Below are 24,416 nucleotides of genomic sequence, written 5' to 3'. Positions count from 1 at the left end.
CCTCCTCTGAAATATTCCCAAAACCCTCTGCCTGCGCAGGGGGTTTTTTATCGCCTCACTTCCCTTCACCCAATCGATACGCCAGCGCCACCACCAGTGACTGCACCAGGCACAGCGTCGCCGACTGGGACCGAAACGCGTCCACCTGTGCCTCTTTCACAACAAAGCAAAGATCGCTGAACGTCGCCAGCGGGCTGATCTGGCTGTCCGTAATCACAATCTGCCGCGCGCCGACGCTGGCGGCGGTTTCGCTGACCATCACCGTCTCTTCCGCGTACGGCGAGAAGCTGATCGACACTACGATGTCGCGCGCCTTAATGCGGCTGATCTGCTCGCGCAGCATGCCACCCATACCGTCGAGCAGAATCGGGCGGCACTCCAGGTGGCTCAGGGCATAGGTGAGGTAGGCCGCAACGCTAAAGGAGCGGCGCAGTCCGGCGATGTAGATGGTGTCGGCGTCGGCCAGCAGCTGCACCGCGCGCTCCAGCATTTCCGGTTCGGCGCGGGCGGCCAGCTGCTGTAGCGCCTGGGCGTTTGAACGGGCGAACTCCTGCAGGATGTCGAGCGGGGTTTCGGGCACGGCCTCGCTCTCCATTTCGCGGAACAGCCGGGCACGGTCGCTGTAGCTGGCGGTCTCCTCCACCAGGTTCATGCGAAACAGCTGTTTCATTTCGTTGAAGCCGGTGAAGTCAAAGGCGTTGGCGAAGCGGATCAGCGTCGAGGGCGGCACGTCGGCGCGCTCGGCAATCACGGCAACCGTATCAAAGGCCACGCTGTTCGTATTATCCAGCACATAGCGGGAGACCTGCTGCAGCCTCTTGCTCAGGCTATCGTAGCGATCGCGGATTTGCTGCTGCAGTTCGTTCAGGCTGGTTGCTGTCGTCATGTTATCCCCCAAATACAGTCCTGTGATTCTAAACGCAAAACCGCGTCTTTTAAATGTCGGCCATCCATCTGGCAGCAAAAATGAAACAGAAGCTTCAGTCATTCCCACGCCCGAAATGCCTTAATAGCGCACGCTGCGTCAGTATTGTTGGCTGTTAACATAAAAATCCATCCTTGATCACAATAATCATCATTTATTTTATTTCAACTTAAAATGGAATATTTGTTTCATATATAGTGTTCGGTACACAGTGTTCAGGTAACAGTCACGTATCAACAGCGAGAGGTTAAGGATGGAGACGGTAGCGAATTTTATTCACGGCGAATGTGTCACCGGTTCAGGCCAGCGCGTTCAGGCGATCTTCAACCCGGCCACCGGCAAGCAGATCCGCCAGGTGGTGATGAGTACGGCACAGGAAACGGAGCAGGCAATTGCCGCCGCGCAGCAGGCGTTTCCTGCGTGGGCGCGTCATGCTCCGCTTAAACGCGCGCGCGTGATGTTCCGCTTCAAGGCGCTGCTGGAAGAGAACATGGATCGCCTGGCCCGTCTCATCAGCGAAGAGCACGGCAAGGTCTTCTCCGACGCGGTGGGCGAACTCACCCGTGGTCTGGAAGTTGTGGAATTTGCCTGCGGTATTCCGCATCTGCAAAAAGGTGAGCACTCAGCCAACGTCGGCACCGGCGTTGACAGCCACTCGCTGATGCAGCCGCTCGGGGTCTGCGTTGGGATCACGCCGTTTAACTTCCCGGCGATGGTGCCGATGTGGATGTTCCCGATTGCGCTGGCGACCGGAAACACCTTCGTGCTGAAACCGTCAGAAAAAGATCCCTCCCTGGCGCTCGCGCTGGCGCAGCTGCTGAAAGAGGCTGGCCTGCCGGACGGCGTGTTCAACGTGGTGCAGGGTGACAAAGAGTCCGTTGACGTACTCCTGACCGACCCGCGCGTGCAGGCGGTGAGCTTTGTCGGCTCGACGCCGATCGCCGAATACATTTACCAGACCGCGTCCGCCCACGGAAAGCGCTGTCAGGCACTGGGTGGCGCGAAAAACCACTGTATTCTCATGCCGGATGCCGACATGGAGATGGCCGCCAACGCCATTATGGGCGCAGGCTTCGGTGCGGCGGGGGAGCGCTGCATGGCGCTCTCGGTGGTGCTGGCGGTGGGGGATAAAACCGCCGATGACCTCTGCGCCAGGCTGGAAAAACAGATTGCCGCCCTGCGCGTCGGGCCGGGTCTGGACCAGACGCCGGAAAACGAAATGGGGCCGCTCATCTCCTCGGCGCACCGCAGCAAGGTGCTGGGCTATATCGACAGCGGGGAAGCGCAGGGCGCGACACTTCGCGTGGACGGTCGCAGCTTCAGCGTGCAGGGGCACGAGCAGGGCTATTTCGTCGGGCCGACGCTGTTTGATAACGTCACCCCGGAGATGACCATCTATAAAGAAGAGATTTTCGGCCCGGTGCTTTCTGTGGTGCGCGTAGCAGATTACGCCAGCGCGGTGGAACTGATTAACCGCCATGAATATGGTAATGGTTCGGCAATCTTCACCCGTGACGGCGGCTGCGCGCGTCGCTTCTGCGAAGAGGTGCAGGCGGGCATGGTCGGGGTCAATGTGCCGATCCCGGTGCCGATGGCATTCCACAGTTTCGGTGGCTGGAAGCGCTCTATCTTTGGTGCGCTCAACGTCCACGGCAACGACGGTGTGCGTTTCTACACCCGAATGAAAACCATCACCGCACGCTGGCCGGAAATGCAGCAGGAGACAGGCGCTGCGTTCTCCATGCCAACGCTGGGCTGACAGGAGGCGTTATGCAAACCGAACGTATGACTATGGCCCAGGCGCTGGTCCGATTCCTTAATCAACAATACGTCAGCGTGGATGGCGACGAAATGCCCTTCGTGGAGGGCGTGGCGACTATTTTCGGGCACGGTAACGTGCTCGGCATCGGCCAGGCGCTGGAACAAGATCCGGGCCATTTGCAGGTGATGCAGGGCTGCAACGAGCAGGGCATTGCCCATATGGCGACGGGATTCGCCAAACAGCACCGCCGTCAGCGCATTTTCGCCGTCACCTCCTCCGTCGGGCCGGGCGCCGCCAATATGGTGACCGCGGCGGCAACCGCTACGGCGAACCGCATTCCGCTGCTATTGCTGCCGGGCGATATCTACGCCAGCCGCCAGCCGGACCCGGTGCTGCAGCAGATCGAGCAGTATCACGATCTCAGCATCAGCACCAACGACTGCTTCCGTCCTGTCTCTCGCTACTGGGACCGTATCAACCGTCCCGAGCAGCTGATGAGCGCCATGCTAAGCGCGATGCGAACGCTTACTGACCCCGCCAATACCGGGGCGGTGACCCTCTGCCTGCCGCAGGACGTGCAGGGGGAAGCCTGGGATTATCCCCTGAGCTTCTTCGCGCGCCGCGTGCACCACATCGAACGTCGTCCGCCTGACCCGCAGCGTCTGGCGCAGGCGCGGGCGCTGATCGCCCGCAAGCGTCGTCCGCTGGTGGTGTGCGGCGGCGGCGTGCGCTATTCCGGCGCGCATGAGGCGTTTCGCGAATTTGTCGAGACGCTGCAGCTGCCGTTTGCCGAAACCCAGGCCGGGAAGGGGGCGCTGGTAAGTGACCACCCACTTAACCTGGGTGGCGTTGGGGTGACGGGGGGACTGGCGGCCAACCAGCTCGCGCCCCAGGCGGATTTAGTGATTGGCATCGGCACGCGTCTTACGGACTTTACCACCGGCTCCAAGGCGCTCTTTTCCCATCCGGACGTCGAATTTCTGCTGCTGAACGTGGCGGAGTTCGACGCCCTGAAGCTGGACGCCACCGCACTGATCGCTGATGCTCAAACCGGACTTCAGGCCTTAACCCAGTCGCTCGGCGATTATCGCAGCAGCTGGGGAGACGCGATCGCCCAGGCGAAATCCGCGTGGCGCGACGAGTGCCGTCGCCTGTGGGATCGCCAGTGGCATCCTGCTGATGCGCCCGAAGTGGCAGGGCACCTGGATAGCCAGCTGGTGGAATATGGCGAAACGCTCAACACTCGCCTGACCCAGACGCGGGTGCTGGGGCTGATCAACCAGCATATTGAAGATAGCGCCATCGTGGTGGGGGCGGCCGGATCGCTGCCGGGCGATTTACAGCGGCTCTGGCAGGTGAAAACGCCGGACAGCTATCACCTGGAATACGGATACTCCTGCATGGGCTACGAGATTGCGGCGGCCATCGGTGCGAAGCTCGCCAGACCCGACCAGCCGGTGTACGCCATGGTGGGGGATGGCTCGTACATGATGCTGCACTCCGAGCTGCAAACCGCGGTGCAGGAGGGGATTAAGGTCACCGTTCTGCTGTTTGATAACGCCAGCTTTGGCTGCATTAACAATCTGCAGATGGGGCACGGCATGGGGAGCTTTGGTACCGAAAACCGCCATCGCAACCCGGAAACCGGACGGCTGGACGGGCCGCTTGTGAAGGTCGATTTTGCCCAAAACGCGGAAAGCTACGGCTGCCGCGCGTGGCGGGTAAACGATGAGCAAAGCCTGCTGGCGGCGCTGGAGGCGTCACGTGCGCATCCGGGCCCGACGCTGCTGGACATCAAGGTGCTGCCGAAGACCATGACCCATGACTACGCCTCGTGGTGGCGAACCGGCGACGCGCAGGTGGCGGCGTCTTCTGCCGTGCGTGAAGCCGCTCTGCAAACGCAGGCGCAGGTGAAAAAAGCCCGCCAGTATTAAGTTTTCCCGCCGTAACGAAATTTTCATTTCATTTTCCCCTCACCCTAACCCTCTCCCCAAAGGGGAGAGGGGATGGTGTGGTGCACTCTTTTCTCCCTTGCCCCTTTGGGGAGAGGGCAGGGGTGAGGGGTTAGCAGCACTTTCTCCTATGTTGTGAGATTGATAACAAAATTTATCTCATTCATCTCAAAAGTGTTAACCCGCACCCAAAAACATAATTTTCACTATTTATAAAAATGAAATAAATGTTTTATTTATAGGGTCGTTAGTTCACAGCATTCACCAACACCGGGAGCCGTTATGTTTAACATTGCTTTACTGGGCGCTGGCCGAATTGGCCAGGTACATGCAGCTAACATTGCCAGCCACGGCGCGACCACGCTCTGGTCCGTGGTTGACCCGAATCAGGAATTTGCCACCCGTCTCGCCACGCAGTATCAGGCCCGTCAGCAGAGCCTGGATGAAGCGATGACCGACCCTAACGTTCACGCCGTGCTGATTGCCTCCGCCACCGATACCCACGCGGACCTGATTGAAATGGCCGCCCGCCATGGCAAAGCCATCTTTTGCGAAAAGCCGGTACACCTCGACCTTGCCCGCGTGCGCGACTGCCTGAAAGTGGTCAAAGAGTACGACGTGCCGCTGTTTATCGGCTTTAACCGCCGCTTTGACCCGCAGTTCCGCCGGGTGAAAACCGACGCCCAGGCCGGGCGCATCGGCAAGCCGGAATCGCTGCTGATTATCTCCCGCGACCCGTCTCCGCCGCCTGCAGAGTACGTGCGCGTCTCCGGCGGCATGTTCCGCGATATGACCATTCACGACTTTGATATGGCGCGCTTCATCATGGGCGAAGAGCCGGTGTCGGTCTATGCCCAGGGCAGTAACCTGGTCGATCCGGCGATTGGCGAGGCGGGGGATATCGACACCGCATTTATCGTTCTGAAATATGCCTCCGGCGCGATGGCGACCATCGTCAACAGCCGCCGCTCATCTTACGGATACGACCAGCGCCTGGAGCTGCACGGCTCCGAAGGGCTGCTGTGCGCGGGCAATATTCTGGAAAACCAGGTGCAGCACTACGGCAAACAGGGCTGCACCAGCGCGCTGCCGGAACACTTCTTCCTGCAGCGCTACAAATCCGCTTACGCCGCGGAATGGGAACACTTTGTTGCGGTCCTGCGCGGCGAAGCGGTGCCTGACTGCAGCGGTGATGATGGTGAACGTGCGCTGTACCTCGCGGATAAAGCGCTGGAGTCGCTGCGTAGCCAGCGCGAGATCGTCCTCTAAACACAACCACCCTACACAGAGAGACATAATAATGAAAAAACTGATCGTAGCCGCCCTCATCGCCATGACGTCCGGGGCTGCCCTCGCCGAAAACGAGCAAATTGTTTTCAGTACGCCAAACCTGGCCATGCCGTTTGAAGTACACATGCAGCGCACGGCGGTGAAAGCCGCAAAAGAGATGGGCGTGAAGCTTCAGGTGCTGGACGGGCAGGGCAGTTCACCGAAACAGGTGGCTGACCTGGAAAATGCCATCACCCGCGGGGCGCAGGGCTTTATCGTCTCCCCGAACGACGTAAACGCCGTCTCCAGCGCGGTAGATGAAATTCAGGATGCGAAGCTGCCGGTGGTGACCCTTGACCGCTCCGTCGACAGCCAGAAAAAAGTGCCGCACTTCGGGGCTAACAACTACAAAGGCGGCCAGGCGATTGGCGACTTCGTGAAAACCAAATTCCCCGACGGGGCGGAGATTATTCTGCTGACCGGTCAGCCGGGCTCCTCCTCCAATATTGAACGCACCAAAGGGATCCGCGACAGCCTGAAGGCGGGCGGGGATAAGTACAAGATCGTCGCCGATCAGACCGGAAACTGGATGCGTTCGGAAGGGATGCGCATCGTGGAAAGCGTTCTGCCTTCTCTGCCGAAACGCCCGCAGGTGATCCTCTCCGCTAACGACGATATGGCGCTGGGCGCGATTGAAGCGCTGCAGAGCCAGGGCGTGAAGCCGGGCGAAATTCTGGTCACCGGTTTTGATGCGGTACCGGAAGCGCTGGCCCGCGTGCGCGACGGCTGGCTGGCGGTAACGGCGGATCAGCGTCCGGGCTTTGCGGTGCAGACGGCGATGAGCCAACTGGTGGCCAACGTGCGCGAGAAGAAAGCCATCACCGGGGCCGACTACCCGCCGACGCTGATCACCAAAGAGAATCTGCAGCAGGCTGAACGTATCGGTGAGGCCGGTAACTGACGTATCCGCAGCCGCCGCGCGAGCGGCGGCGCACTCTAAAGGAGGAGCAGACCGATGTCGCAACCCTTACTGAAAGTGACCGACCTGGCCAAAAGTTTTTCCGGCGTCTGGGCGCTGAGCAGCGCTCAGCTGACCGTCGGCGCGGGGGAGATCCATGCCCTGCTGGGGGAAAACGGAGCGGGAAAATCCACGCTGCTGAAGGCGCTCGCGGGCGCGCAGCCGCAAACCCGGGGGGATATCTGGTTTAACGGCGAAATGCTGCCGGTGGATGATTCCCCCGTTGAGCGGCAAAACAAGGGCATTATCACTATCTATCAGGAATTTAACCTGCTGCCCAATATGACCGTCGCGGAAAACATGTTTCTCGGGCGCGAACCGCGCAAACGTAACCTGATCGTCGACGAAAAAGCGGTTAACCAGGAGGCGCAGGTCATTCTCGATTACCTGCAGCTGAACGTTGCGCCAACCACGCCGGTGGCCCGCCTGAGCGTCGCCCAGCAGCAGATGGTGGAGATTGCCCGGGCGCTGACCCTCAACGCCAGGCTGATTATCATGGATGAACCTTCTGCCGCGCTGAGCGACAGCGAGGTGGAAAGCCTGCACCGCGTGGTGCGTGAGCTGAAAAACCGCGGGGTGAGCATTATTTACGTTACCCACCGTCTGCATGAAGTTTTCCAGCTCTGCGACCGCTTCACCGTTTTCCAGGACGGCCGTTTCACCGGTACCGGTGCGGTGGCGGAAACCAACGTTGAGCAGCTGATCCGCCTGATGGTCGGGCGCGACGTGGCCTTTAATCGTCGTCCGGCCAGCGAAACGCATCATGAAGACAAACCCGTCCGCCTGGCGGTGAAGGGGCTGAGCCGCGAGAAGCCGCCGCTCGATCCCCACGGCATTGCCCTGCACGACATCAGCTTCCACGTCCACGCCGGGGAAGTGTTAGGGATTGCTGGCCTGGTGGGCGCGGGGCGTACCGAAGTGGCGCGCTGTCTGTTCGGCGCAGATGCCTTTACCTCCGGCAGCTTTGAGCTGGACGGCGTGCCGTACCAGCCGCGCGACCCGCTCTACGCCCTCGATCAGGGCGTGGCGCTGGTACCGGAAGACCGTAAAAAAGAGGGGGCGGTGCTGGGGCTGTCGATTCGCGACAATCTGTCGCTCTCCTGCCTCTCCTCGCTGCTGCAGTGGCGCTGGTTCGTGAATACCCGCAAAGAGGACGACCTGATTGAGTCCTACCGCCAGGCGCTGCAGATCAAAATGGTCAACAGCGCGCAGGAGGTGCGCAAGCTCTCCGGCGGTAACCAGCAAAAGGTGATCCTCGCGCGCTGCATGGCGCTCAATCCCCGCGTGCTGATTGTCGATGAGCCGACGCGCGGTATCGACGTGGGCACCAAATCGGAAGTGCACCAGGTGCTGTTTGAGATGGCGAAAAAGGGCGTGGCGGTGATCGTGATCTCCTCCGATCTGCCTGAAGTGATGGCGGTATCTGACCGGATCATCACCCTCAGTGAAGGGCGGGTGACCGGCGAGATCCACGGTGACGACGCTAACGAAGAACGGCTGATGACGATGATGGCCATCAACCACAACGCCCTGAACGCGGCATAACGGAGTTTCTCATGACGCAGATGATTTCTAAAACGCAGGCCCCGGTCAAACGCGCCGGACGCATCGATCCCATCGCCTTCTTCGAGCGATTCGGGGTGCTGATTTTCATGATCCTGCTGCTGATCTTCTTCCAGTCGCAGAACAGCAACTTTTTCTCTGAACGCAATATTTTCAACATATTAACTGAAGTCTCCATCTACGGGATCATGGCCGTGGGGATGACTTTCGTCATCCTGACCGCCGGGATCGATCTCTCCGTCGGCTCCATTCTGGCGGTGTGCGCCATGACTGCGGCGTACGTGATCAAGGGCGACAACTTCACCACCGTCGACCCGAACGCCTGGGGAGGCATGAGCTGGTTGATTGGGCTGGGGATTTGTCTGGCGATGGGCACGGCAATTGGCTTCCTGCATGGTCTGGGCGTCACGCGCCTGCGCCTGCCGCCGTTTATAGTCACCCTCGGCGGGATGACCATCTGGCGTGGCCTGACGCTGGTGATTAACGACGGCGCGCCGATTGCCGGTTTCGACCCGGGTTACCGCTGGTGGGGGCGCGGGGAGTTGCTCGGCATCTCCATTCCTATCTGGATATTCGCCCTCGTCGCCCTGGGGGGGTATCTGGCGCTGCATAAAACCCGCTGGGGCCGTTTCGTCTACGCCATTGGCGGAAACCCGGAGGCGGCACGCCTGGCGGGGGTGAACGTCAAGCGCGTGCTGGTCAGCGTCTACGTGCTGATTGGCTGTCTGGCGGGGCTGGCGGGCTTCATTCTGAGCGCGCGTCTGGGAAGCGCCGAGGCGGTAGCCGGGATCTCCTTTGAGCTGCGCGTCATCGCCTCGGTGGTGATCGGCGGTACCTCGCTGATGGGCGGTTACGGGCGTATTGGCGGCACCATTATCGGCTCCATCATCATGGGCATTCTGATTAACGGCCTGGTGCTGATGAACGTCTCAGCCTACTACCAGCAAATTATCACCGGATTAATTATCGTTCTGGCGGTGGCGTTTGACACCTACGCCAAGAGCCGTCGCGGCGCACTGTGAGGATCATGATGAAAGAGGTTCGTATTGGATTGATTGGCACCGGGTATATCGGCAAGGCGCACGCCATCGCCTATGCCCAGGCCCCGACGGTGTTCAACCTGCGCGGCAGGCTGGTGCGCGAGATGGTGGCGGAAGTTACGCCGGAACTGGCGGCAGCGCGGGCGCAGGCGTTTGGCTTCAACCGCTCCACCGGGGACTGGCGGGCGCTGGTGGCCGACCCGGCCATTGATGTGGTGGATATTTGCTCTCCCAACCATCTGCATAAAGAGATGGCGCTGGAGGCGATCCGTCACGGCAAACACGTCTACTCCGAAAAGCCGCTGGCGCTCAACGCCCATGACGCGCGTGAAATGGTCGACGCCGCAAAGCGGGCAGGGGTGAAAACGCTGGTGGGGTTCAACTACATGAAAAACCCGACCGCGCAGCTGGCGAAGGAGATTATCGCGCGCGGCGAGATTGGCGAGGTGATCCACTTCTACGGCACTCACAACGAAGACTATATGGCCGACCCGCTCTCGCCCATTCACTGGCACTGCTTCAAAGAGACCGCAGGCCTGGGGGCGCTGGGCGACCTCGCGGCGCATATCGTCAATATGGCCCAGTACCTGGTGGGAGATATCGAGCAGGTCTGCGGCGACCTGAAGATCGTGGTCCCGGCACGTCCGGCGAAGGCGGGTTCGGCAGAGATGATTGCCGTCGAAAACGAGGATCAGGCCCACGCGATGGTGCGTTTTGCGGGCGGGGCGCAGGGCGTCATTGAAACCTCCCGCGTCGCCTGCGGCCGCAAGATGGGGCTGTCGTATGTCATCACCGGGACGAAAGGTGCCATCAGTTTCACTCAGGAGCGCATGGCCGAGCTGAAGCTCTATCTACATGACGACCCGGTGAACCGTCAGGGGTTCCGCACGCTGCTCGTCGGCCCGGCTCACCCGGACTACGGTGCGTTCTGCATGGGGGCAGGCCATGGGATTGGCTTTAACGATCAAAAAACGGTGGAGGTGCGTGACCTGGTGGACGGGATTGCCGCCGACGCGCCGATGTGGCCGGACTTCGAAGAGGGCTGGAAGGTGTCTCGCGTGCTGGACGCGATAGCACTCTCACACCTGGAAGGCCGCTGGCTGAACGTGAACGACATTGTCTGAAGAGGGTTCAACGTGGAAAAGCAGTTTGATGTGATATGCATGGGCCGCGTGGCGGTAGACCTCTACAGTCAGCAAATTGGCGCCCGTCTGGAAGATGTGTCGAGCTTCGCCAAATATCTTGGCGGGTCGTCCGGCAACGTGGCGTACGGCACCGCGCGCCAGGGGTTACGCTCGTCGATGCTGGCGCGCGTCGGCGATGAACATATGGGCCGCTTCCTGCGGGAAGAGTTAAACCAGGTGGGCTGCGATACCAGCCATCTGATTACCGACAAAGAACGCCTCACGGCGCTGGTGCTCCTCGGCATTAAAGACCGGGACACTTTTCCTCTGATTTTTTATCGCGATAACTGCGCGGATATGGCGATTACCGCCAGCGATGTGGACGAAAGTTACATTGCCTCCGCACGGTGTCTTGCCATCACCGGGACTCACCTTTCTCATCCCCAGACCCGCGAGGCGGTGCTGACGGCGCTGGGCTATGCCCGCCGCCACGGCGTGCGCACGGTGCTGGATATCGACTACCGTCCGGTGCTGTGGGGGCTGACCTCCTTAGGCGACGGGGAAACGCGCTTTATCGCAGCCGATAAGGTCACCCGCGAGCTGCAGGAGGTGCTGCACCTCTTCGACGTGATTGTCGGCACCGAGGAGGAGTTCCACATTGCGGGCGGCAGCACCGATACCCTGCAGGCGCTGGCGCAGGTGCGTGGCGTGAGTCAGGCTACGCTGGTCTGCAAACGCGGCGCGCTGGGCTGTTCGGTCTATACCGATGCCATTCCGCCTCGTCTGGACGACGGCCTGACGGTGACCGGCGTGCGCGTCGAGGTGTTGAATGTCCTCGGCGCAGGGGACGCGTTTATGTCCGGCCTGCTGCGCGGTTACCTGAACGACGAAGGCTGGGAGCAGGCGTGCCGCTATGCCAATGCCTGCGGTGCGCTGGTGGTCTCCCGCCACGGCTGCGCTCCGGCGATGCCGAGCAAAACAGAGCTGGATGATTATCTTTCCCGCGCCGCACGTGTTCCGCGCCCGGATCTTGACCCGCGTCTTAACCATCTCCACCGGGTGACGACCCGCCGTCGCGAATGGCCGGAGCTGTGCGTGATGGCTTTCGACCATCGCAGCCAGCTGGAAGAGATGGCGCTGCAGTGCGGCGCGTCGATCGGGCGCATTCCGGCACTGAAGCAGCTGATCCTCCAGGCCAGCCGCGAGGCGGCAAACCGCGCCGGGCTGGAGGGTAAAGCCGGTCTGCTGTGCGACGGCACCTTTGGTCAGGATGCGCTAAACGCCATCACCGGGGAAGGGTGGTGGATTGGTCGTCCCATCGAGCTGCCGGGCTCCCGGCCGCTGGAGATGGAGCACGGTAACATCGGCACCCAGCTCATCAGCTGGCCGCAGGAGCACGTGGTGAAATGTCTGGTCTTTTTCCATCCGGAAGATGCCCACGGCCTGCGCCTTGAGCAGGAGCAGAAAATCGCCGAGGTGTACCACGCCTGCTGCCAGTCCGGGCATGAACTGCTGCTGGAGGTGATATTGCCCGCCAGCATGCCGCGCAGCGACGCGCTCTACCTGCGCGCCATCTCCCGTTTCTACAACCTGGGGATTTACCCTGACTGGTGGAAACTGCCGCCGCTCTCAGCCAGCGGCTGGACGGCACTGAACGAGATTATCGAACGTCGGGACCCGCACTGCCGCGGGGTGGTGATCCTCGGTCTGGATGCCCCGGCAGAGCAGCTGCGTGCCGACTTCAAAGCCGCCGCAGGGCAGACGCTGGTTAAAGGCTTCGCCGTGGGGCGCACGCTGTTTGGTGACGCCTCCCGCGCGTGGCTGAAACACGATATTGACGATGCGCAGCTGGTGGCGCGCATCCGGGACAACTACCTGCAGCTTATCGCCTGGTGGCGCGAGCGCGGACACGCATAATGGAGACGACAATGAGTGTACAACTGGGCATTAACCCGCTGACGTGGACGAACGACGATCTGCCTTCCCTCGGCGCGGAGACGTCGCTGGAGACCTGCCTGAGCGAAGGCAAAGAGGCCGGTTTTGCCGGTTTCGAACTGGGCAATAAATTCCCGCGCGAGGCGCGCCTGCTCGGCCCGATTTTACAGCGCCACGGCCTGCAGCTGGTCTCCGGCTGGTACTCTGGCCGCCTGCTGGAGCGCAGCGTGGAGGAGGAGATCGCCGCCGTGCAGCCCCACCTGACGCTGCTGCGCGAGCTGGGGGCGAAGGTGCTGGTCTTTGCGGAAGTGAGCGGCTGTATTCACGGCGAGCAGCAGACCCCGGTGCATCTGCGCCCGCGCTTCCCGCAGGAACGCTGGAAGGAGTACGGGGAGAAGCTCAGCGAATTTGCCCGCTATACGCAGCAGCAGGGGGTGCAGATTGCCTACCATCATCATATGGGCACGGTGATTGAGTCCGCCGACGACGTGGACAACCTGATGACCCACACCGGTGAGGAAGTGGGGTTACTGCTGGATACCGGCCATCTGACCTTTGCCGGAGCCGACCCGCTGGCGGTGGCGCAGCGCTGGGCGTCGCGCATCAACCACGTTCACTGCAAAGACGTGCGTGCCGACGTGCTGGCGGACGTTAAAAACCGCAAAACCAGCTTCCTCGATGCGGTGTTAAGCGGCGTATTTACCGTACCGGGTGACGGATGCGTCGATTACCCGCCGATCATGCGGCTGCTGAAAGCGCAGGATTATCACGGCTGGCTGGTGGTTGAGGCGGAGCAGGATCCGGCGATTGCCCATCCGCTGACCTATGCCCGTCTGGGGTATAACAACCTGAGCCGCCTGGCGCACGACGCCGGGCTTATCTGAGGAGGTGACATGTCACGTCTGTTATCACGCTGGCAACAGCCGAATGCTGAGGGGCGCACCCAGTCCGTTACGCCGGAAAGTGCGGGTTGGGGATATGTCGGTTTTGAGGCATATGAATTGCAGGAGGGGCAGGTGCTGACGCTGCCCGCCATCAACGAAGAGCGCTGCCTGGTGCTGGTCGCCGGACGCGCCTCCATCAGCACGCCCTCCGCGCAGTTTAACGATATTGGCGAGCGGATGAGCCCGTTTGAGCGCATTAAGCCGTGGGCGGTGTACGTCACCCCGCAGGAGACGGTGCAGGTGACGGCGCTGACGACGCTGGAGCTGGCCGTCTGCGCTGCGCCGGGCAAAGGCACATACCCGACGCGGCTGATTGCGCCGCAGGACATCGACGGCGAGGCGCGCGGCAAGGGGCACAACCAGCGCTATGTGCATAACATTCTGCCGGAAGGTAAATCTGCCGACAGCCTGCTGGTAGTGGAGGTCTGGACCAACGAAGGGTGTACCAGTTCCTACCCGAGCCACAAGCACGACACGGATAATCCGCCGCAGGAAACCTATCTGGAGGAGACCTACTACCATCGCCTCAACCCGGAGCAGGGGTTCTGCATGCAGCGCGTCTACACCGACGACAGAACGCTGGACGAGTGCATGGCGGTCTACGACCGTGATGTGGTCATGGTGCCGAAGGGATATCACCCGGTGGCGACGATGGCCGGGTACGACAGCTATTACCTCAACGTGATGGCCGGCCCGGTACGCAAATGGATGTTTACCTGGGAAGAAGACCACGCGTGGATTAATCAGGATTATCCCGCTACAGGCAAGCACTGAAGCGGGTTTTTTGCCGGGTGGCGCTGCGCTTACCCGGCCTGTGAAACGCTTACCTTGCTTCTAACGCCTGCTCAATCGTTCGGGCGATGGCCTCTGGCTGGCTCACCATCGACACGTGACTCGCCGCGACCCCGGTGGTTTTCGCGTGGATCGTCTTCGCCATCGCGCGCTCAAGCGCGGGGTTAATCATCCGGTCATTCTCACTCACTACATACCAGCTCGGTTTATCGTGCCACGCGGCGTGAGTGACCTTTTCGCCAAATGCATCGGCTTTAATTGGCCCCTGCGTGGCGGCGATGGTCAGTTGTTCAGCCGGTTTCACATCCGGTGCGAAATCCTTCCTGACGGCTTCGGTCGGCAGGTATAAGTCGCCGTCAGCCGTTTTAGCGATGCCTGCACTTCCGGGCGGGGCCGGGAAGGTATTCGCCAGCTCTGCCGTCGACTGGCCGGAATCCGGCGCGAACGCCGCCACGTAAACCAGCGATTTAACCCGTGCATCGTTGCCCGCTTCGCTAATCACGGTGCCACCCCAGGAGTGACCGACCAGCACGACGTCCCCCTTAGCACGGGCGATGGCGCGCTGGGTGGCCGCAACGTCATCTTTTAGCGACGTAAGCGGGAGCTGAACGGCGATGACCTCGGTATGGTGTTTTTGCAGCCGGGTAATCACCTTATTCCAGCTGCTGCCGTCGGCAAACGCGCCATGTACCAGCACGACGCTGGTTTTATTCTCCGCAAAAGCGCTGGCCGAAAGCGCCAGCAGGCCTGCTGTCAGTACAGACAGTGCTTTCATCTTCAGACTCCTTAAAAATGGTGGATCGCCGCGTGGGGCGGCACGGTGAATTCGATGGTTTTGTGATCGAGGGGCTTATGCGTCGGATCGGCCAGAATAATCGTCACCTTGTGCTTACCGGCGGGCAGACCCACCAGAATCACCGGCTCTCCGCTGGCGTCAGCCCAGTGCCACGGCGCGTCATCTACCACGACGTGGATGTGGCCGATGCGAGGTGTGACTTTCAGCGCGTCGGGCCCAAATACAGGTTCAATGCGCAGGTTTTCGGCCCGGTACTGAATAAACACCGCGCCTTTGCTCAGCGGCCCGGCAAGCGGTGGATCGACTATCAGCTTTGCGGGCGGCTGCGGCTGTGCCAACGGCGCAACGGCGGCTGGGCCATTAACATCGGCGGCGCTGAGGTTGCCCAGCGGTGTGGCCTGGACATGCGCTACAGATGCCAGGGCGAGTACGGGTAAAAGTACATATCGACGAATCATCGGTCTCTCTCCTCCGGTTATGAATGACGACAGGGAAAGAAAACCATTTTTATGTATCGGTGATATTTGCCTGAGGCGGTGTTTTGTACCCGTTTGTCTGCGTGGTGCGCTGGATACAGTGCGTTACAGTTTGCCTGCCGGGACGGCGCACAATCGCTATCGCCAGCCCGGCAATCACCAGCGTCAGTCCCGTTGATACCCACATTGTTCCGGCGATCCCCAGCGTTTTGTTTAACCATGCACAGGCAAACGGTGAAGCCGCTGCTGTGAGCTGGCCAGGAATAAGCAGCATACCGGTGCGGCGGGCATAGCTCTCCACGCTAAACAGCTCCAGCGGCAGGTTCGCTTTGACTATCGTCATTAGCCCGTTGATGGCACCAAAACCCAGCACAAACCCGGCGGCACACCAGGCAAACCGGGTGCTGCTTAGCCCAATCAGAAAGCAGACCGGCATGGCAAGGGTGGTAAAAAGGGTCAGTTTGAACGGAGTTAAGCGGGCACCCGCCAGCACCTCCAGCGAGCGAGCCCCCGTCTGGCCTATCCCCCACAGGATGCCGATCGTGACCGGCAGGCCAAAGCTGGCGATAAACTCCGGCAGATGGGTAGACGTACCGCTGGAGACAAAGGTGAAAAGGGCGATGAAGGCTGCATAAAGCCAGCCGTTTCGTCGTTCGTTGCGCAGAGGTGGCGCGGTGACCTTTGTCGTCACCGTTAGCCGCTGCCGGGGAAGCGAGCGGATCAGCGCCGCGCTCAGCAGGCCAAAGAGGGCATAAACCCTTAGCGCCTCTTGCCAGCTCATAAGGTGGAGCAGGCCATCACCCAGCGGCCAGAAGACGGCGGATGCCAGCCCGCCCGCCAGCGTGACGCGTGAGATTGTTCTTCGCGCCTGCTGACCGTAGAGGTTCACCAGCGCGGCGAACAGCGCATCGTACAGCGACAGGCGCATCCCGATGCCGGTGATCAGCCAGACGCAATACCAACCAAATAACGTCTGGGTATATGCCATACCCGCGCAGCCTGTGGCGATCAGCAACGTGCCACTCATCACCACCCTCTGGCCGCCAAAGCGTTCCAGCAGGTGGGCGACGAAAGGGGAGGCCGCCGCCATCACCAGCATTGCCAGCGTCAGGCCGAGGTAAATCTGTGGTGATGACCACCCCCGATCGGCTGATATCGCCAGCGCGAAGGTACCGGGCATATAAAACGAGATCCCCCAGTTGATGAGTTGATGACATCCGGCAGTGAGGGCGAGTCGACGAGGCAGGGCAGGAGTTTCCATTGTTTCATTCCGTTATGCAGTTGTCCCCAGCATAGCGAGCGAGGTATTGTGCAAACAGGTCTGCAACCTTATGCGCGGTATAAGAGAAACTTTGAATGACGACGCTTAATCTGGGCTATCTCGCGACGTTCCGGCTGGTGATCCAGCGCGGCAGTTTTTCCGCTGCGGCGGATCTGATGGGCATTTCCCAGCCCGCTGTCAGCATGCAGGTACGTCAGCTGGAGCAGTTTTTGCAAACGCGCCTGGTGGAACGTACCGGGCGAGGCATTAAGGCGACGGCCGCCGGAGAGGCCCTGCTGGCCCACGGGGAACGCATTCAGCAGGTGGTGGATGAAACCCTCCAGTCCGTGGGTGCGTTCAGACACGATGTTAGCGGGACCATTACGCTTGGCACGGGGGCGACGGCCTGTATCCATCTTTTGCCGCCGTTACTGGAGCAACTGCGCCGCGACTATCCGCTCCTGCGGGTGGGCGTAACCACGGGCAACACGCTCGACATCGTCCGGGCTATCGAAGAGAACCGTCTCGATATGGGGCTGGTGACGCTGCCGGTCAGCGGCAAAGCGCTGGACGTCATGCCGGTGATGGACGAGGAGTTTGTCTTTATTGCTTCGCAGGCGCAGCAGGACGCTTTCAGGCACTTAACCCCGGAGGTGCTCCATGCTCAGTCGCTGATCGCCTTTGAGTCAGGCAGCAGTACCCGGACGCTCATTGATGGCTGGTTTGCTGCCAGCGGATTAACGATCGCACCGGTGATGCAGCTTGGCAGCATTGAGGCGATTAAGCGTATGGTTCGCGTGGGGCTGGGCTACAGTATCGTTCCAGGAATGGCGGTAGCGCATGAGGCTGACCGTGAAGGGCTGTGCGTGATGTCGCTGACGCCCATGCTGCAGCGACAGCTGGCTATCGTAATGCGGCAGGATAAGATCCTTAGCAAAGGGATAGCAGGAATTATTCGGCTGGTGCAAAACCATCCGGCGGGCTAGCGGTCAGCGGCGTCGACGTTCAGGCTGGACTGCTGCAACTGGATCTTGTCCTGATGGTGATACCAGGCGCCAATGGAAGAGTAAACGAAGCGGCCAAAGAAAAACAGAAAGCTGATGAGCAGTATGATGCGGGTCATTCGGGTGTTAAAACGGTGTCGTTTGCGCATACGCGTGGCCTGACTCACTCTCTTTTTCCTGGGCATGCCCTTTTGGGCGATGGGGATATTAAGGCACAGCGGAAAGACAGGGTCAATTCCGCAATGTGTAAATAACCGTCAGTGTTTACATTAATTATTGTTATTGAAATTGATTGTTGCATTTACCATATTGATAATATGAGGAAAATTATTTCAAAAAAAACGCATGTAAGGCTTATTTGCATAAAATAGTTTGATTTAAGTCAACGGATTCCCGGCTCTGGTATTTAAAATCCCTCCTCCACACTGTTCGCCCTGCACATCACCGGGGCGGCGTCAGGTCAGGTTGGATGCCTGTCTTTATTTTCCCTCTGGAGTAAAAGGGGTTTAACCGGGCATCTATGAACATTTTCGCTTTTCTTAAAAACAATAAAAACCGCTGGTGGGCATTGCCGCTTATTTTGCCGGTGGGGTTACTGCCCGTGCTGAGCGTGGCGAATACGTTCACGCAGCTGGGCGACGGCATTGCGGCGCTCTATTATTTACCGCTCTCTTTTTTGCTTTCGCTGATGATGTTTTTTGGTCTGGAAGCTCTGCCCGGTATTGTACTGGCGCTGTTTATTCGCTATTACCCGTCGGTCGGGCTGTTCGAAACCGTCGCCGGTGTGTTCCATTTTATCGTCCCGTTAGTGCTCAGCTGGGGCGGCTATCGGGTTTTTGCGCCCAGACGAAATATGACGGCCTATGGCGACGTGCGGCTGATGGCGCAGCGTATGTTCTGGCAGGCCTTCTGCCCTGCGACGCTGTTTCTGGTGCTGTTCCAGTTTGCGGTGTATCTCGGCATATATGAGAGTCGTCAGAGCCTGGCGGGGCTGAACCCTTTTAATATTCGCACGCTGATTAACTATCAGGCCCTGCTGGTCAGCGGGCTGACGGGCGTGCCGCTATGTTATCTGCTGATCCGCCTGATTCGCCATCCGCGTTATCTCAACTGTCTCATCTCGCAGATCCGTAGCCAGATAGACGCAAAAGTGACGCCCGCTGAGTTTCTGATTTGGGCTGTTGCGCTCGGCGGGCTGATTTCGCTGCTGCTGCTCCCGATGAATGAAAACAGTTCCATTTTCACCACCAACTATACCCTGTCGTTGCTGATGCCGGTGATGCTCTGGGGGGCGATGCGCTTTGGCTATAAGCTGATTTCGCTTATCTGGACGCCGATACTGCTGGTGTCTATCCACTATTTTTACCGCTATATCCCAATGAACCAGGGATACGACATTCAGCTGGCGATAACCTCTTCCAGTTACCTGGTCTTTTCGTTCGTGGTGATTTACATGTCGATGCTGGCGACCCGGCAGCGCGCGGTGAACAAGCGTGCCCGCAGGCTGGCGTTACTCGACCCGGTTGTGCATATGCCTAACCTCCGGGCGCTGTCGCGCGATCTGGCGAAAAACCCGTGGTCGGCGCTCTGTTTAGTGCGTATCCCTGAGCTGGAGATTCTGGGGCGTAACTATGGCGTGTTGCTGCGCATTCAGTACAAACAGCGGCTGGCGCAATGGATTAATGCCAGGCTCCAGTCCAACGAAAAGGTTTATCACCTCACGGGCTGTGACCTGGCGATTCGCCTTAACGCGGAATCGCACCAGCAGCGGATTGAAACTCTGGACGAGCATATCAAACAGTTCCGCTTTATCTGGGATGGCATACCGTTGCAGCCGCAGGTGGGCGTGAGCTACTGCTATGTACGTTCGCCCGTCAACCACCTCTATCTGGTGCTGGGCGAGCTGGGGGTAGTGGCTGACCTGTCGCTCTCCTCTAACCACCCGGAAAACCTTCAGCAACGTGGTGCCGTCCACCTGCAGCGTAGCCTGAAGGATAAAGTCGCGGTGATGAGTCGCCTGCAGCGTGCGCTGGATAACAACGAATTCACGCTGCTGGTTCAGCCCGTGCGCGGCCTGCGGGGGGACAGCTATCACGAAGTGCTGCTGCGCATGACCGATGCAAACGGGCTGTTAATCTCGCCTGAACAATTCCTGCCCGTTGCTCAGGAGTTTGGACTCTCTTCGCGGGTGGATTTGTGGGTACTGGACCACACGCTGCGCTTCCTTGCAGCGCACCGCGAGAAACTGCCCGGCCAGCGCTTTGCCATTAATCTGGCCCCTTCAACGGTGTGTCGGGTGCAGTTCCCGCTCGAGGTGAGTCGTCTGCTGACCCACTATGCCATCGAGCCGTGGCAGCTGATCTTTGAAGTGACGGAGTGCAGCACCTTCTGCAACGCGGAACAGGCGCTACACATCCTCAGGCAGTTGCAGAAAATGGGGGTACGCATTGCGATTGATGATTTCGGTACCGGTTATGCGAGCTATGCGCGGCTGAAAAGCGTGGATGCCGACATTCTCAAGATTGACGGCAGCTTCATCCGTAATATCGTCAACAACAGTCTGGACTATCAGATTGTGGCGTCTATCTGCCATCTGGCACGCATGAAGAAGATGCTGGTGGTGGCGGAGTATGTCGAGACCGAAGAGATACGTAGCGCGGTTCACGCGCTAGGCATCGATTATGTGCAGGGTTATCTGATTGGCAAGCCGGTTGCGCTTGAGTCACTGGCGGAAACTGAGGCGTCCACCGCGGACGCCTGAGTCATCATGCGGCGACGTCGGCGCTCTCTTCCTTGATTTTGAGCATCCAGCCGGTGACCGCTTCCCAGTACTGCTGCTCTTTTTCCAGATCCAGCAGGACCAGCGCGTTCTGGCTGAACCAGTCGTGCGGGAAGCTCAGCGTCCAGTGGTGATCGTCGGTTGTCAGCTTCAGCGTCGGCGGCGTCGTGGTGGCCTGACGCTGGTTATTGAGGAGCACGCCCAGACGCAGCAGCTGGATGAGCGGCAGGAACTGCTTCTTCTTGAACAGCGTGAAGCGCGGCAGATCGTCGAGCTTGATGGCCTTGCGGTGATAACGCACCAGCGTCGCCATCATGGTTTGCTGCTCCTGGTTAAAGCCAGGCAGATCGCTGTTTTGCAGAATATAGGCCGAATGGCGGTGCATTCCGCTGTGATTAATGTTCAGCCCCACCTCGTGCAGCATCGCGGCCCATTTCAGCAGGGCGGCAAGCTGCGGGTGCGCGAGCTTAGGATTCTGTTCTTCCCACTGTTCGTACATCTGGACCGTTGTTTCCAGCACGCGCTTCGCCTGCTCGCGGTCGATGTTGTACTGGTTGGCCAGGCTTTGCGCGGTGCGGCTGCGAATGTCCTGATGGCGGAAGCGGCCTTCCATCTCATACAGCACGCCTTCACGCAGCGCACCGTCGGAGAGACGCAGCTCCTTAATGGCAAGCGCATCAAACACGCCGCAGAGGATAGCCAGACCCGGTACGAATACCGCCTTACGCTCGTCAGAAAGACCCGGCAGGCTAAGAGCGTCAAAACTTTTATGCTTCAGCACTTCTTCGGTCAGCAGGGTCAGGCGTTCAGGCGTGATAAACCCGTCTTTTTCACCCATCGCCAGCAGGACTTCATGCGCCGCCTTGATGGTACCCGACGCGCCCAGCGCCACGTTCCAGCCCTGAATACGGTACTGCCAGGCCAGATTTTCCAGCTTCTGGACCGCGGCCATACGCGCCCGCTGGAAGTTTTCACGGGTGATGGCGCCGCCCGGGAAATACATCTGCGCGAAGCTGACGCAGCCCATACGGCGGCTTTCCACCAGACGCGGCTCAAAGTCTTCGCCGATCACCAGTTCCGTAGAACCCCCACCAATGTCGATAACCAGCTTGCGCCCTTTTTCCGGCTGGGTGTGCTCAACACCCATGAAAATCAGACGCGCTTCCTCGTTACCGGAGATGATCTCAATCGGGTAGGGGATCACTTTTTCGGCTCGCTTGAGGAACTCCGGGGCGTTCAGCGCCTGGCGCAGCGTGTGAGTCCCCACAATGCAAACGCTGGAAGGCGAGAAGCCCTGCAGGCGCTCAGCAAACAGGGACAGGCAGTTTAAGCCGCGCTCCATCGCCTCTTCGCTCAGCATGCTGCGTTCATCAAGACCATCCGCCAGGTGTACGCGCTGCTTCAGACGACCGATGATCTGCAGCGCGCCATCCACCTCACGGGCGATGACCATGTGGAAACTGTTAGAGCCAAGATCGACCGCGGCGAATTCCTGCGGGCGTGGGGTCTTATCATTTATCGGCATAGGTTAATCGGGTTGCTCGAGTGATTTGATATAGTCGTAAATCGCCAGTTGCGACCGCACTTTACGACGATTGCCGCGCGGTACATAGCGGTTACTGAGTTCTTTGTCGATATAGCGCGCTTTCACCGTATCGCTGAACAGGATCTCGATAATGTCGAGGATACGCTGTTTCAGACGCGGATCCAGCAGCGGGGTCGCGACTTCAATTCGATAGTCAATATTGCGCGTCATCCAGTCTGCCGAAGAGAGATAGACCTGTTTATCACCCGCATTATCGAAAATATAGACCCGATCGTGTTCCAGGTAGCGATCAACAATGCTGATGACGCGAATATTGTCGCTGATGCCTTCCAGTTCCGGGATCAGCGAGCACATGCCGCGGATCAGCAGGTTAACCGGCACGCCGGAGCTGGACGCCGCATACAGACGGTCCACCAGACCTTTATCGACCAGGTTGTTAAGCTTCAGCGTGATGCCAGATGACAAACCTTTCTGGGCATTGGCGATCTCTTTATCGATCATATCGTACAGCAGGCGGCGCGAGTTCTGCGGCGAGACCAGCAGATAGTCAAAGCTCACCGGGCGGTACGGGTTCTCAATAAAGTTAAATACACGGCGCACTTCGTTAGTGATGCGGGCGTCGGCGGTGAGCAGCGAATAGTCGGTGTAAATCCGCGCCGTTTTCTCGTTGAAGTTCCCGGTTCCGATGTGGGCATAACGCACCACGTCTTCGCCCTCTTTACGGGAGATCAGGAACAGCTTGGCGTGAATTTTCAGCCCAGGCGCGGAGAAGATGACGTGCACACCCGCTTCCGTCAGGCGGCGCGCCCAGTGAATGTTGGCTTCTTCATCGAAACGTGCCTGCAGCTCTACTACCACGGTCACTTTTTTGCCGTTGTGCGCCGCATGGATCATCGCGTCGATGATGCGGGAATCTTTTGCCACGCGGTAGATGTTGATTTTGATCGCCAGCACGCTCGGGTCGAAAGAGGCCTGACGCAGCAGTTCAAGCACGTGTTCAAACGTGTGGTACGGATAGTAGAGCAGGACGTCACGTTCGCGAATGGCGTCAAACCCGTTGCGGAATTTATCAAACCAGAGATGGCGCAGGCGCGGCAGCGGCTTGTTCACCAGGTTGGCTTTGCCAACGTTCGGGAAGCCAATGAAGTCTTTAAAGTTGTGGTAACGGCCACCGGGTACGATGGAGTCATAGCGCGAAATGGTCAGTTTCTCGCGCAGCATCTCCACCATGGCGTCCGGCATATCGCGCTGGTAAACAAAGCGGACCGGCTCGGCCGTCAGGCGCTGTTTCAGGCTGGAGGACATCAGCTCCATCAGGCTGGCTTCCATCTCGTGGACCAGGTCGTATTCGGCGTCACGGGTCATCTTCATCGAGTAGGCGTTTAGCGCATCGTAGTCGAAGAAGCCTTTGAAGATGTCGTCCAGACAGTAACGCAGGATGTTATCCAGCAGGATCATTGGCTTGCGTCTGCGCGGGGTTTCCGGCGGCAGGTTCACAAAGCGCGGCACCTTGTCAGACGGGATCTCCAGCAGCGCGTAACTGATGGACTCACCGCGAATAATTTCCACGGCCAGATAGGTGTAGTCATCCTTCAGGAACTGCACCAGGTCGGTTTCGCGGTTAATCAGAATCGGGGTAATGTGCTGGCGGAGATAATGTTTGAAGTAGTGGCGCAGCCAGTTTTGTTGGTTAACGGAAAGCTGACGTTCGTTAATCAGGAAGATTTGATTGCGTGCCATCTCCAGCAGCAGTTCGTTATACAGGCCGTCAAACTCCTGATCGGCTTTCAACACGCGGGACTGGATTTTACCCAGCAGATGACGCGAGTGAGAATTTAAGCCCTGTTCTTCGCTGATGATGATCCGTCTTTTCAGCTCGGCAAAGCGAACCTTGTAGAACTCATCCAGGTTGTTGGAATAAATGCCCAAAAAACGCATGCGTTCGATCAGCGGGTTACTTTTGTCGGCCGCTTCCTGGAGTACACGTTCGTTAAATGCTAACCAGCTTAGCTCTTTCTCGATATATAACTTTTCCTGACCCATTACAGCTCACACTCCAGTTCAATCACAGGACGTGGTAAATCCGTCTCGTCCTTATTATGGCGAGCATTTCCACGATATGTCCAACAGTGCCAGAAAAGTATGACAGTTATTTTTTTTGTTGGGGATTTTAGAGAGTTGGGGGAGGCAATATCGGGTAATGCAAGAAGTCGGGTAAGCGTAGCGCCAC

The 24,416-nt window shown here is 59.2% G+C and carries 19 protein-coding genes; 12 read left to right on the top strand and 7 right to left on the bottom strand.

Going from position 1 to position 24,416, the window contains the following annotated elements; genetic code table 11:
- Window positions 1-55 precede the first annotated feature (55 nt).
- A complete protein-coding gene (locus tag L383_RS11510) occupies window positions 56-886 on the bottom strand; it encodes a MurR/RpiR family transcriptional regulator (protein ID WP_008502123.1) in 831 nt (276 codons plus the stop codon).
- 292 nt (window positions 887-1,178) lie between these two features.
- On the opposite strand from L383_RS11510, the gene L383_RS11515 reads away from it, so the two are divergent.
- The 10 genes from L383_RS11515 to iolB all read left to right on the top strand — a co-directional run bounded on the left by L383_RS11515 (window position 1,179) and on the right by iolB (window position 14,306).
- The gene (locus L383_RS11515) at window positions 1,179-2,684 is read left to right on the top strand and encodes a CoA-acylating methylmalonate-semialdehyde dehydrogenase (RefSeq protein WP_023331067.1); all 1,506 of its coding nucleotides are present in this window, start codon (window positions 1,179-1,181) and stop codon (window positions 2,682-2,684) included.
- Window positions 2,685-2,695: 11 nt separating this feature from the next.
- Window positions 2,696-4,621, top strand: coding sequence for a 3D-(3,5/4)-trihydroxycyclohexane-1,2-dione acylhydrolase (decyclizing) (gene iolD, locus L383_RS11520; RefSeq protein WP_023331066.1), 1,926 nt, complete (start codon window positions 2,696-2,698; stop codon window positions 4,619-4,621).
- A gap of 300 nt (window positions 4,622-4,921) precedes the next feature.
- Complete coding sequence (gene iolG / locus L383_RS11525) at window positions 4,922-5,908, top strand: inositol 2-dehydrogenase (protein ID WP_023294280.1); 987 nt, start codon at window positions 4,922-4,924, stop codon at window positions 5,906-5,908.
- 31 nt (window positions 5,909-5,939) lie between these two features.
- The gene (locus tag L383_RS11530; RefSeq protein WP_008502118.1) at window positions 5,940-6,869 is read left to right on the top strand and encodes a sugar ABC transporter substrate-binding protein; all 930 of its coding nucleotides are present in this window, start codon (window positions 5,940-5,942) and stop codon (window positions 6,867-6,869) included.
- A gap of 54 nt (window positions 6,870-6,923) precedes the next feature.
- Window positions 6,924-8,471, top strand: coding sequence for a sugar ABC transporter ATP-binding protein (locus tag L383_RS11535; protein ID WP_014884793.1), 1,548 nt, complete (start codon window positions 6,924-6,926; stop codon window positions 8,469-8,471).
- A gap of 11 nt (window positions 8,472-8,482) precedes the next feature.
- Window positions 8,483-9,511, top strand: a complete 1,029-nt coding sequence (locus L383_RS11540; protein ID WP_014884792.1) for an ABC transporter permease — start codon at window positions 8,483-8,485, stop codon at window positions 9,509-9,511.
- Between the two features lie 8 nt (window positions 9,512-9,519).
- Complete coding sequence (locus tag L383_RS11545) at window positions 9,520-10,653, top strand: Gfo/Idh/MocA family protein (RefSeq protein WP_014884791.1); 1,134 nt, start codon at window positions 9,520-9,522, stop codon at window positions 10,651-10,653.
- Between the two features lie 12 nt (window positions 10,654-10,665).
- Window positions 10,666-12,570 (top strand): bifunctional 5-dehydro-2-deoxygluconokinase/5-dehydro-2-deoxyphosphogluconate aldolase, encoded by a 1,905-nt coding sequence (iolC, locus tag L383_RS11550; RefSeq protein WP_023331065.1) that lies wholly within the window; start codon window positions 10,666-10,668, stop codon window positions 12,568-12,570.
- A gap of 11 nt (window positions 12,571-12,581) precedes the next feature.
- Complete coding sequence (iolE, locus tag L383_RS11555; RefSeq protein WP_023331064.1) at window positions 12,582-13,472, top strand: myo-inosose-2 dehydratase; 891 nt, start codon at window positions 12,582-12,584, stop codon at window positions 13,470-13,472.
- Between the two features lie 9 nt (window positions 13,473-13,481).
- Window positions 13,482-14,306, top strand: a complete 825-nt coding sequence (gene iolB, locus L383_RS11560; RefSeq protein ID WP_023331063.1) for a 5-deoxy-glucuronate isomerase — start codon at window positions 13,482-13,484, stop codon at window positions 14,304-14,306.
- A gap of 49 nt (window positions 14,307-14,355) precedes the next feature.
- Here the strand turns inward: iolB and L383_RS11565 are convergent, their stop codons facing one another.
- From L383_RS11565 to L383_RS11575, 3 genes are read right to left on the bottom strand one after another with little or no spacing between them, the layout of a single operon-like run.
- A complete protein-coding gene (locus L383_RS11565) occupies window positions 14,356-15,099 on the bottom strand; it encodes an alpha/beta fold hydrolase (protein WP_023331062.1) in 744 nt (247 codons plus the stop codon).
- Window positions 15,100-15,110: 11 nt separating this feature from the next.
- Window positions 15,111-15,578, bottom strand: coding sequence for a DUF6130 family protein (locus L383_RS11570; RefSeq protein ID WP_014884786.1), 468 nt, complete (start codon window positions 15,576-15,578; stop codon window positions 15,111-15,113).
- Between the two features lie 49 nt (window positions 15,579-15,627).
- Window positions 15,628-16,857: an MFS transporter gene (locus tag L383_RS11575; RefSeq protein ID WP_023331061.1), complete on the bottom strand. Its 1,230-nt coding sequence runs from the start codon at window positions 16,855-16,857 to the stop codon at window positions 15,628-15,630.
- A 95-nt stretch (window positions 16,858-16,952) separates the two neighbouring features.
- Here L383_RS11575 and L383_RS11580 point away from each other — a divergent pair, with 95 nt between their 5' ends.
- Window positions 16,953-17,843, top strand: a complete 891-nt coding sequence (locus tag L383_RS11580; RefSeq protein ID WP_014884784.1) for a LysR family transcriptional regulator — start codon at window positions 16,953-16,955, stop codon at window positions 17,841-17,843.
- On the opposite strand, the gene L383_RS11585 is transcribed toward L383_RS11580, so the two are convergent.
- On the bottom strand, window positions 17,840-18,028 hold the full coding sequence (locus tag L383_RS11585) for a YfgG family protein (RefSeq protein WP_050582636.1): 189 nt from the start codon (window positions 18,026-18,028) through the stop codon (window positions 17,840-17,842). The genes L383_RS11580 and L383_RS11585 overlap by 4 nt on opposite strands.
- A 353-nt stretch (window positions 18,029-18,381) precedes the next feature.
- Between L383_RS11585 and L383_RS11590 the strand changes: the two genes are divergently transcribed.
- The gene (locus L383_RS11590) at window positions 18,382-20,622 is read left to right on the top strand and encodes an EAL domain-containing protein (RefSeq protein WP_023331059.1); all 2,241 of its coding nucleotides are present in this window, start codon (window positions 18,382-18,384) and stop codon (window positions 20,620-20,622) included.
- A 4-nt stretch (window positions 20,623-20,626) separates the two neighbouring features.
- Here L383_RS11590 and ppx read toward each other — a convergent pair whose 3' ends face one another.
- Window positions 20,627-22,165, bottom strand: coding sequence for an exopolyphosphatase (gene ppx / locus L383_RS11595; RefSeq protein ID WP_014884781.1), 1,539 nt, complete (start codon window positions 22,163-22,165; stop codon window positions 20,627-20,629).
- Window positions 22,166-22,168: 3 nt separating this feature from the next.
- Window positions 22,169-24,229, bottom strand: coding sequence for a polyphosphate kinase 1 (gene ppk1 / locus L383_RS11600; protein ID WP_014884780.1), 2,061 nt, complete (start codon window positions 24,227-24,229; stop codon window positions 22,169-22,171).
- Window positions 24,230-24,416 lie beyond the last annotated feature (187 nt).

The sequence above is a fragment of the Enterobacter sp. MGH 37 genome, from assembly GCF_000534515.1.
In the GTDB taxonomy this organism is placed as follows: domain Bacteria; phylum Pseudomonadota; class Gammaproteobacteria; order Enterobacterales; family Enterobacteriaceae; genus Enterobacter; species Enterobacter kobei.
The sequence above is the reverse complement of the archived record's forward strand: the minus strand, read 5'-3'. Positions and strand labels throughout refer to the sequence as shown.

What these genes read in the sequence shown, in the direction of transcription:
- L383_RS11510 (WP_008502123.1), bottom strand. Translation starts at nt 886, where the DNA reads ATGACGACAGCAACCAGCCTGAACGAACTGCAGCAGCAAATCCGCGAT.
- L383_RS11515 (WP_023331067.1), top strand. Translation starts at nt 1,179, where the DNA reads ATGGAGACGGTAGCGAATTTTATTCACGGCGAATGTGTCACCGGTTCA.
- iolD (WP_023331066.1), top strand. Translation starts at nt 2,696, where the DNA reads ATGCAAACCGAACGTATGACTATGGCCCAGGCGCTGGTCCGATTCCTT.
- iolG (WP_023294280.1), top strand. Translation starts at nt 4,922, where the DNA reads ATGTTTAACATTGCTTTACTGGGCGCTGGCCGAATTGGCCAGGTACAT.
- L383_RS11530 (WP_008502118.1), top strand. Translation starts at nt 5,940, where the DNA reads ATGAAAAAACTGATCGTAGCCGCCCTCATCGCCATGACGTCCGGGGCT.
- L383_RS11535 (WP_014884793.1), top strand. Translation starts at nt 6,924, where the DNA reads ATGTCGCAACCCTTACTGAAAGTGACCGACCTGGCCAAAAGTTTTTCC.
- L383_RS11540 (WP_014884792.1), top strand. Translation starts at nt 8,483, where the DNA reads ATGACGCAGATGATTTCTAAAACGCAGGCCCCGGTCAAACGCGCCGGA.
- L383_RS11545 (WP_014884791.1), top strand. Translation starts at nt 9,520, where the DNA reads ATGAAAGAGGTTCGTATTGGATTGATTGGCACCGGGTATATCGGCAAG.
- iolE (WP_023331064.1), top strand. Translation starts at nt 12,582, where the DNA reads ATGAGTGTACAACTGGGCATTAACCCGCTGACGTGGACGAACGACGAT.
- iolB (WP_023331063.1), top strand. Translation starts at nt 13,482, where the DNA reads ATGTCACGTCTGTTATCACGCTGGCAACAGCCGAATGCTGAGGGGCGC.
- L383_RS11565 (WP_023331062.1), bottom strand. Translation starts at nt 15,099, where the DNA reads ATGAAAGCACTGTCTGTACTGACAGCAGGCCTGCTGGCGCTTTCGGCC.
- L383_RS11570 (WP_014884786.1), bottom strand. Translation starts at nt 15,578, where the DNA reads ATGATTCGTCGATATGTACTTTTACCCGTACTCGCCCTGGCATCTGTA.
- L383_RS11575 (WP_023331061.1), bottom strand. Translation starts at nt 16,857, where the DNA reads ATGGAAACTCCTGCCCTGCCTCGTCGACTCGCCCTCACTGCCGGATGT.
- L383_RS11580 (WP_014884784.1), top strand. Translation starts at nt 16,953, where the DNA reads ATGACGACGCTTAATCTGGGCTATCTCGCGACGTTCCGGCTGGTGATC.
- L383_RS11590 (WP_023331059.1), top strand. Translation starts at nt 18,382, where the DNA reads ATGAACATTTTCGCTTTTCTTAAAAACAATAAAAACCGCTGGTGGGCA.
- ppx (WP_014884781.1), bottom strand. Translation starts at nt 22,165, where the DNA reads ATGCCGATAAATGATAAGACCCCACGCCCGCAGGAATTCGCCGCGGTC.
- ppk1 (WP_014884780.1), bottom strand. Translation starts at nt 24,229, where the DNA reads ATGGGTCAGGAAAAGTTATATATCGAGAAAGAGCTAAGCTGGTTAGCA.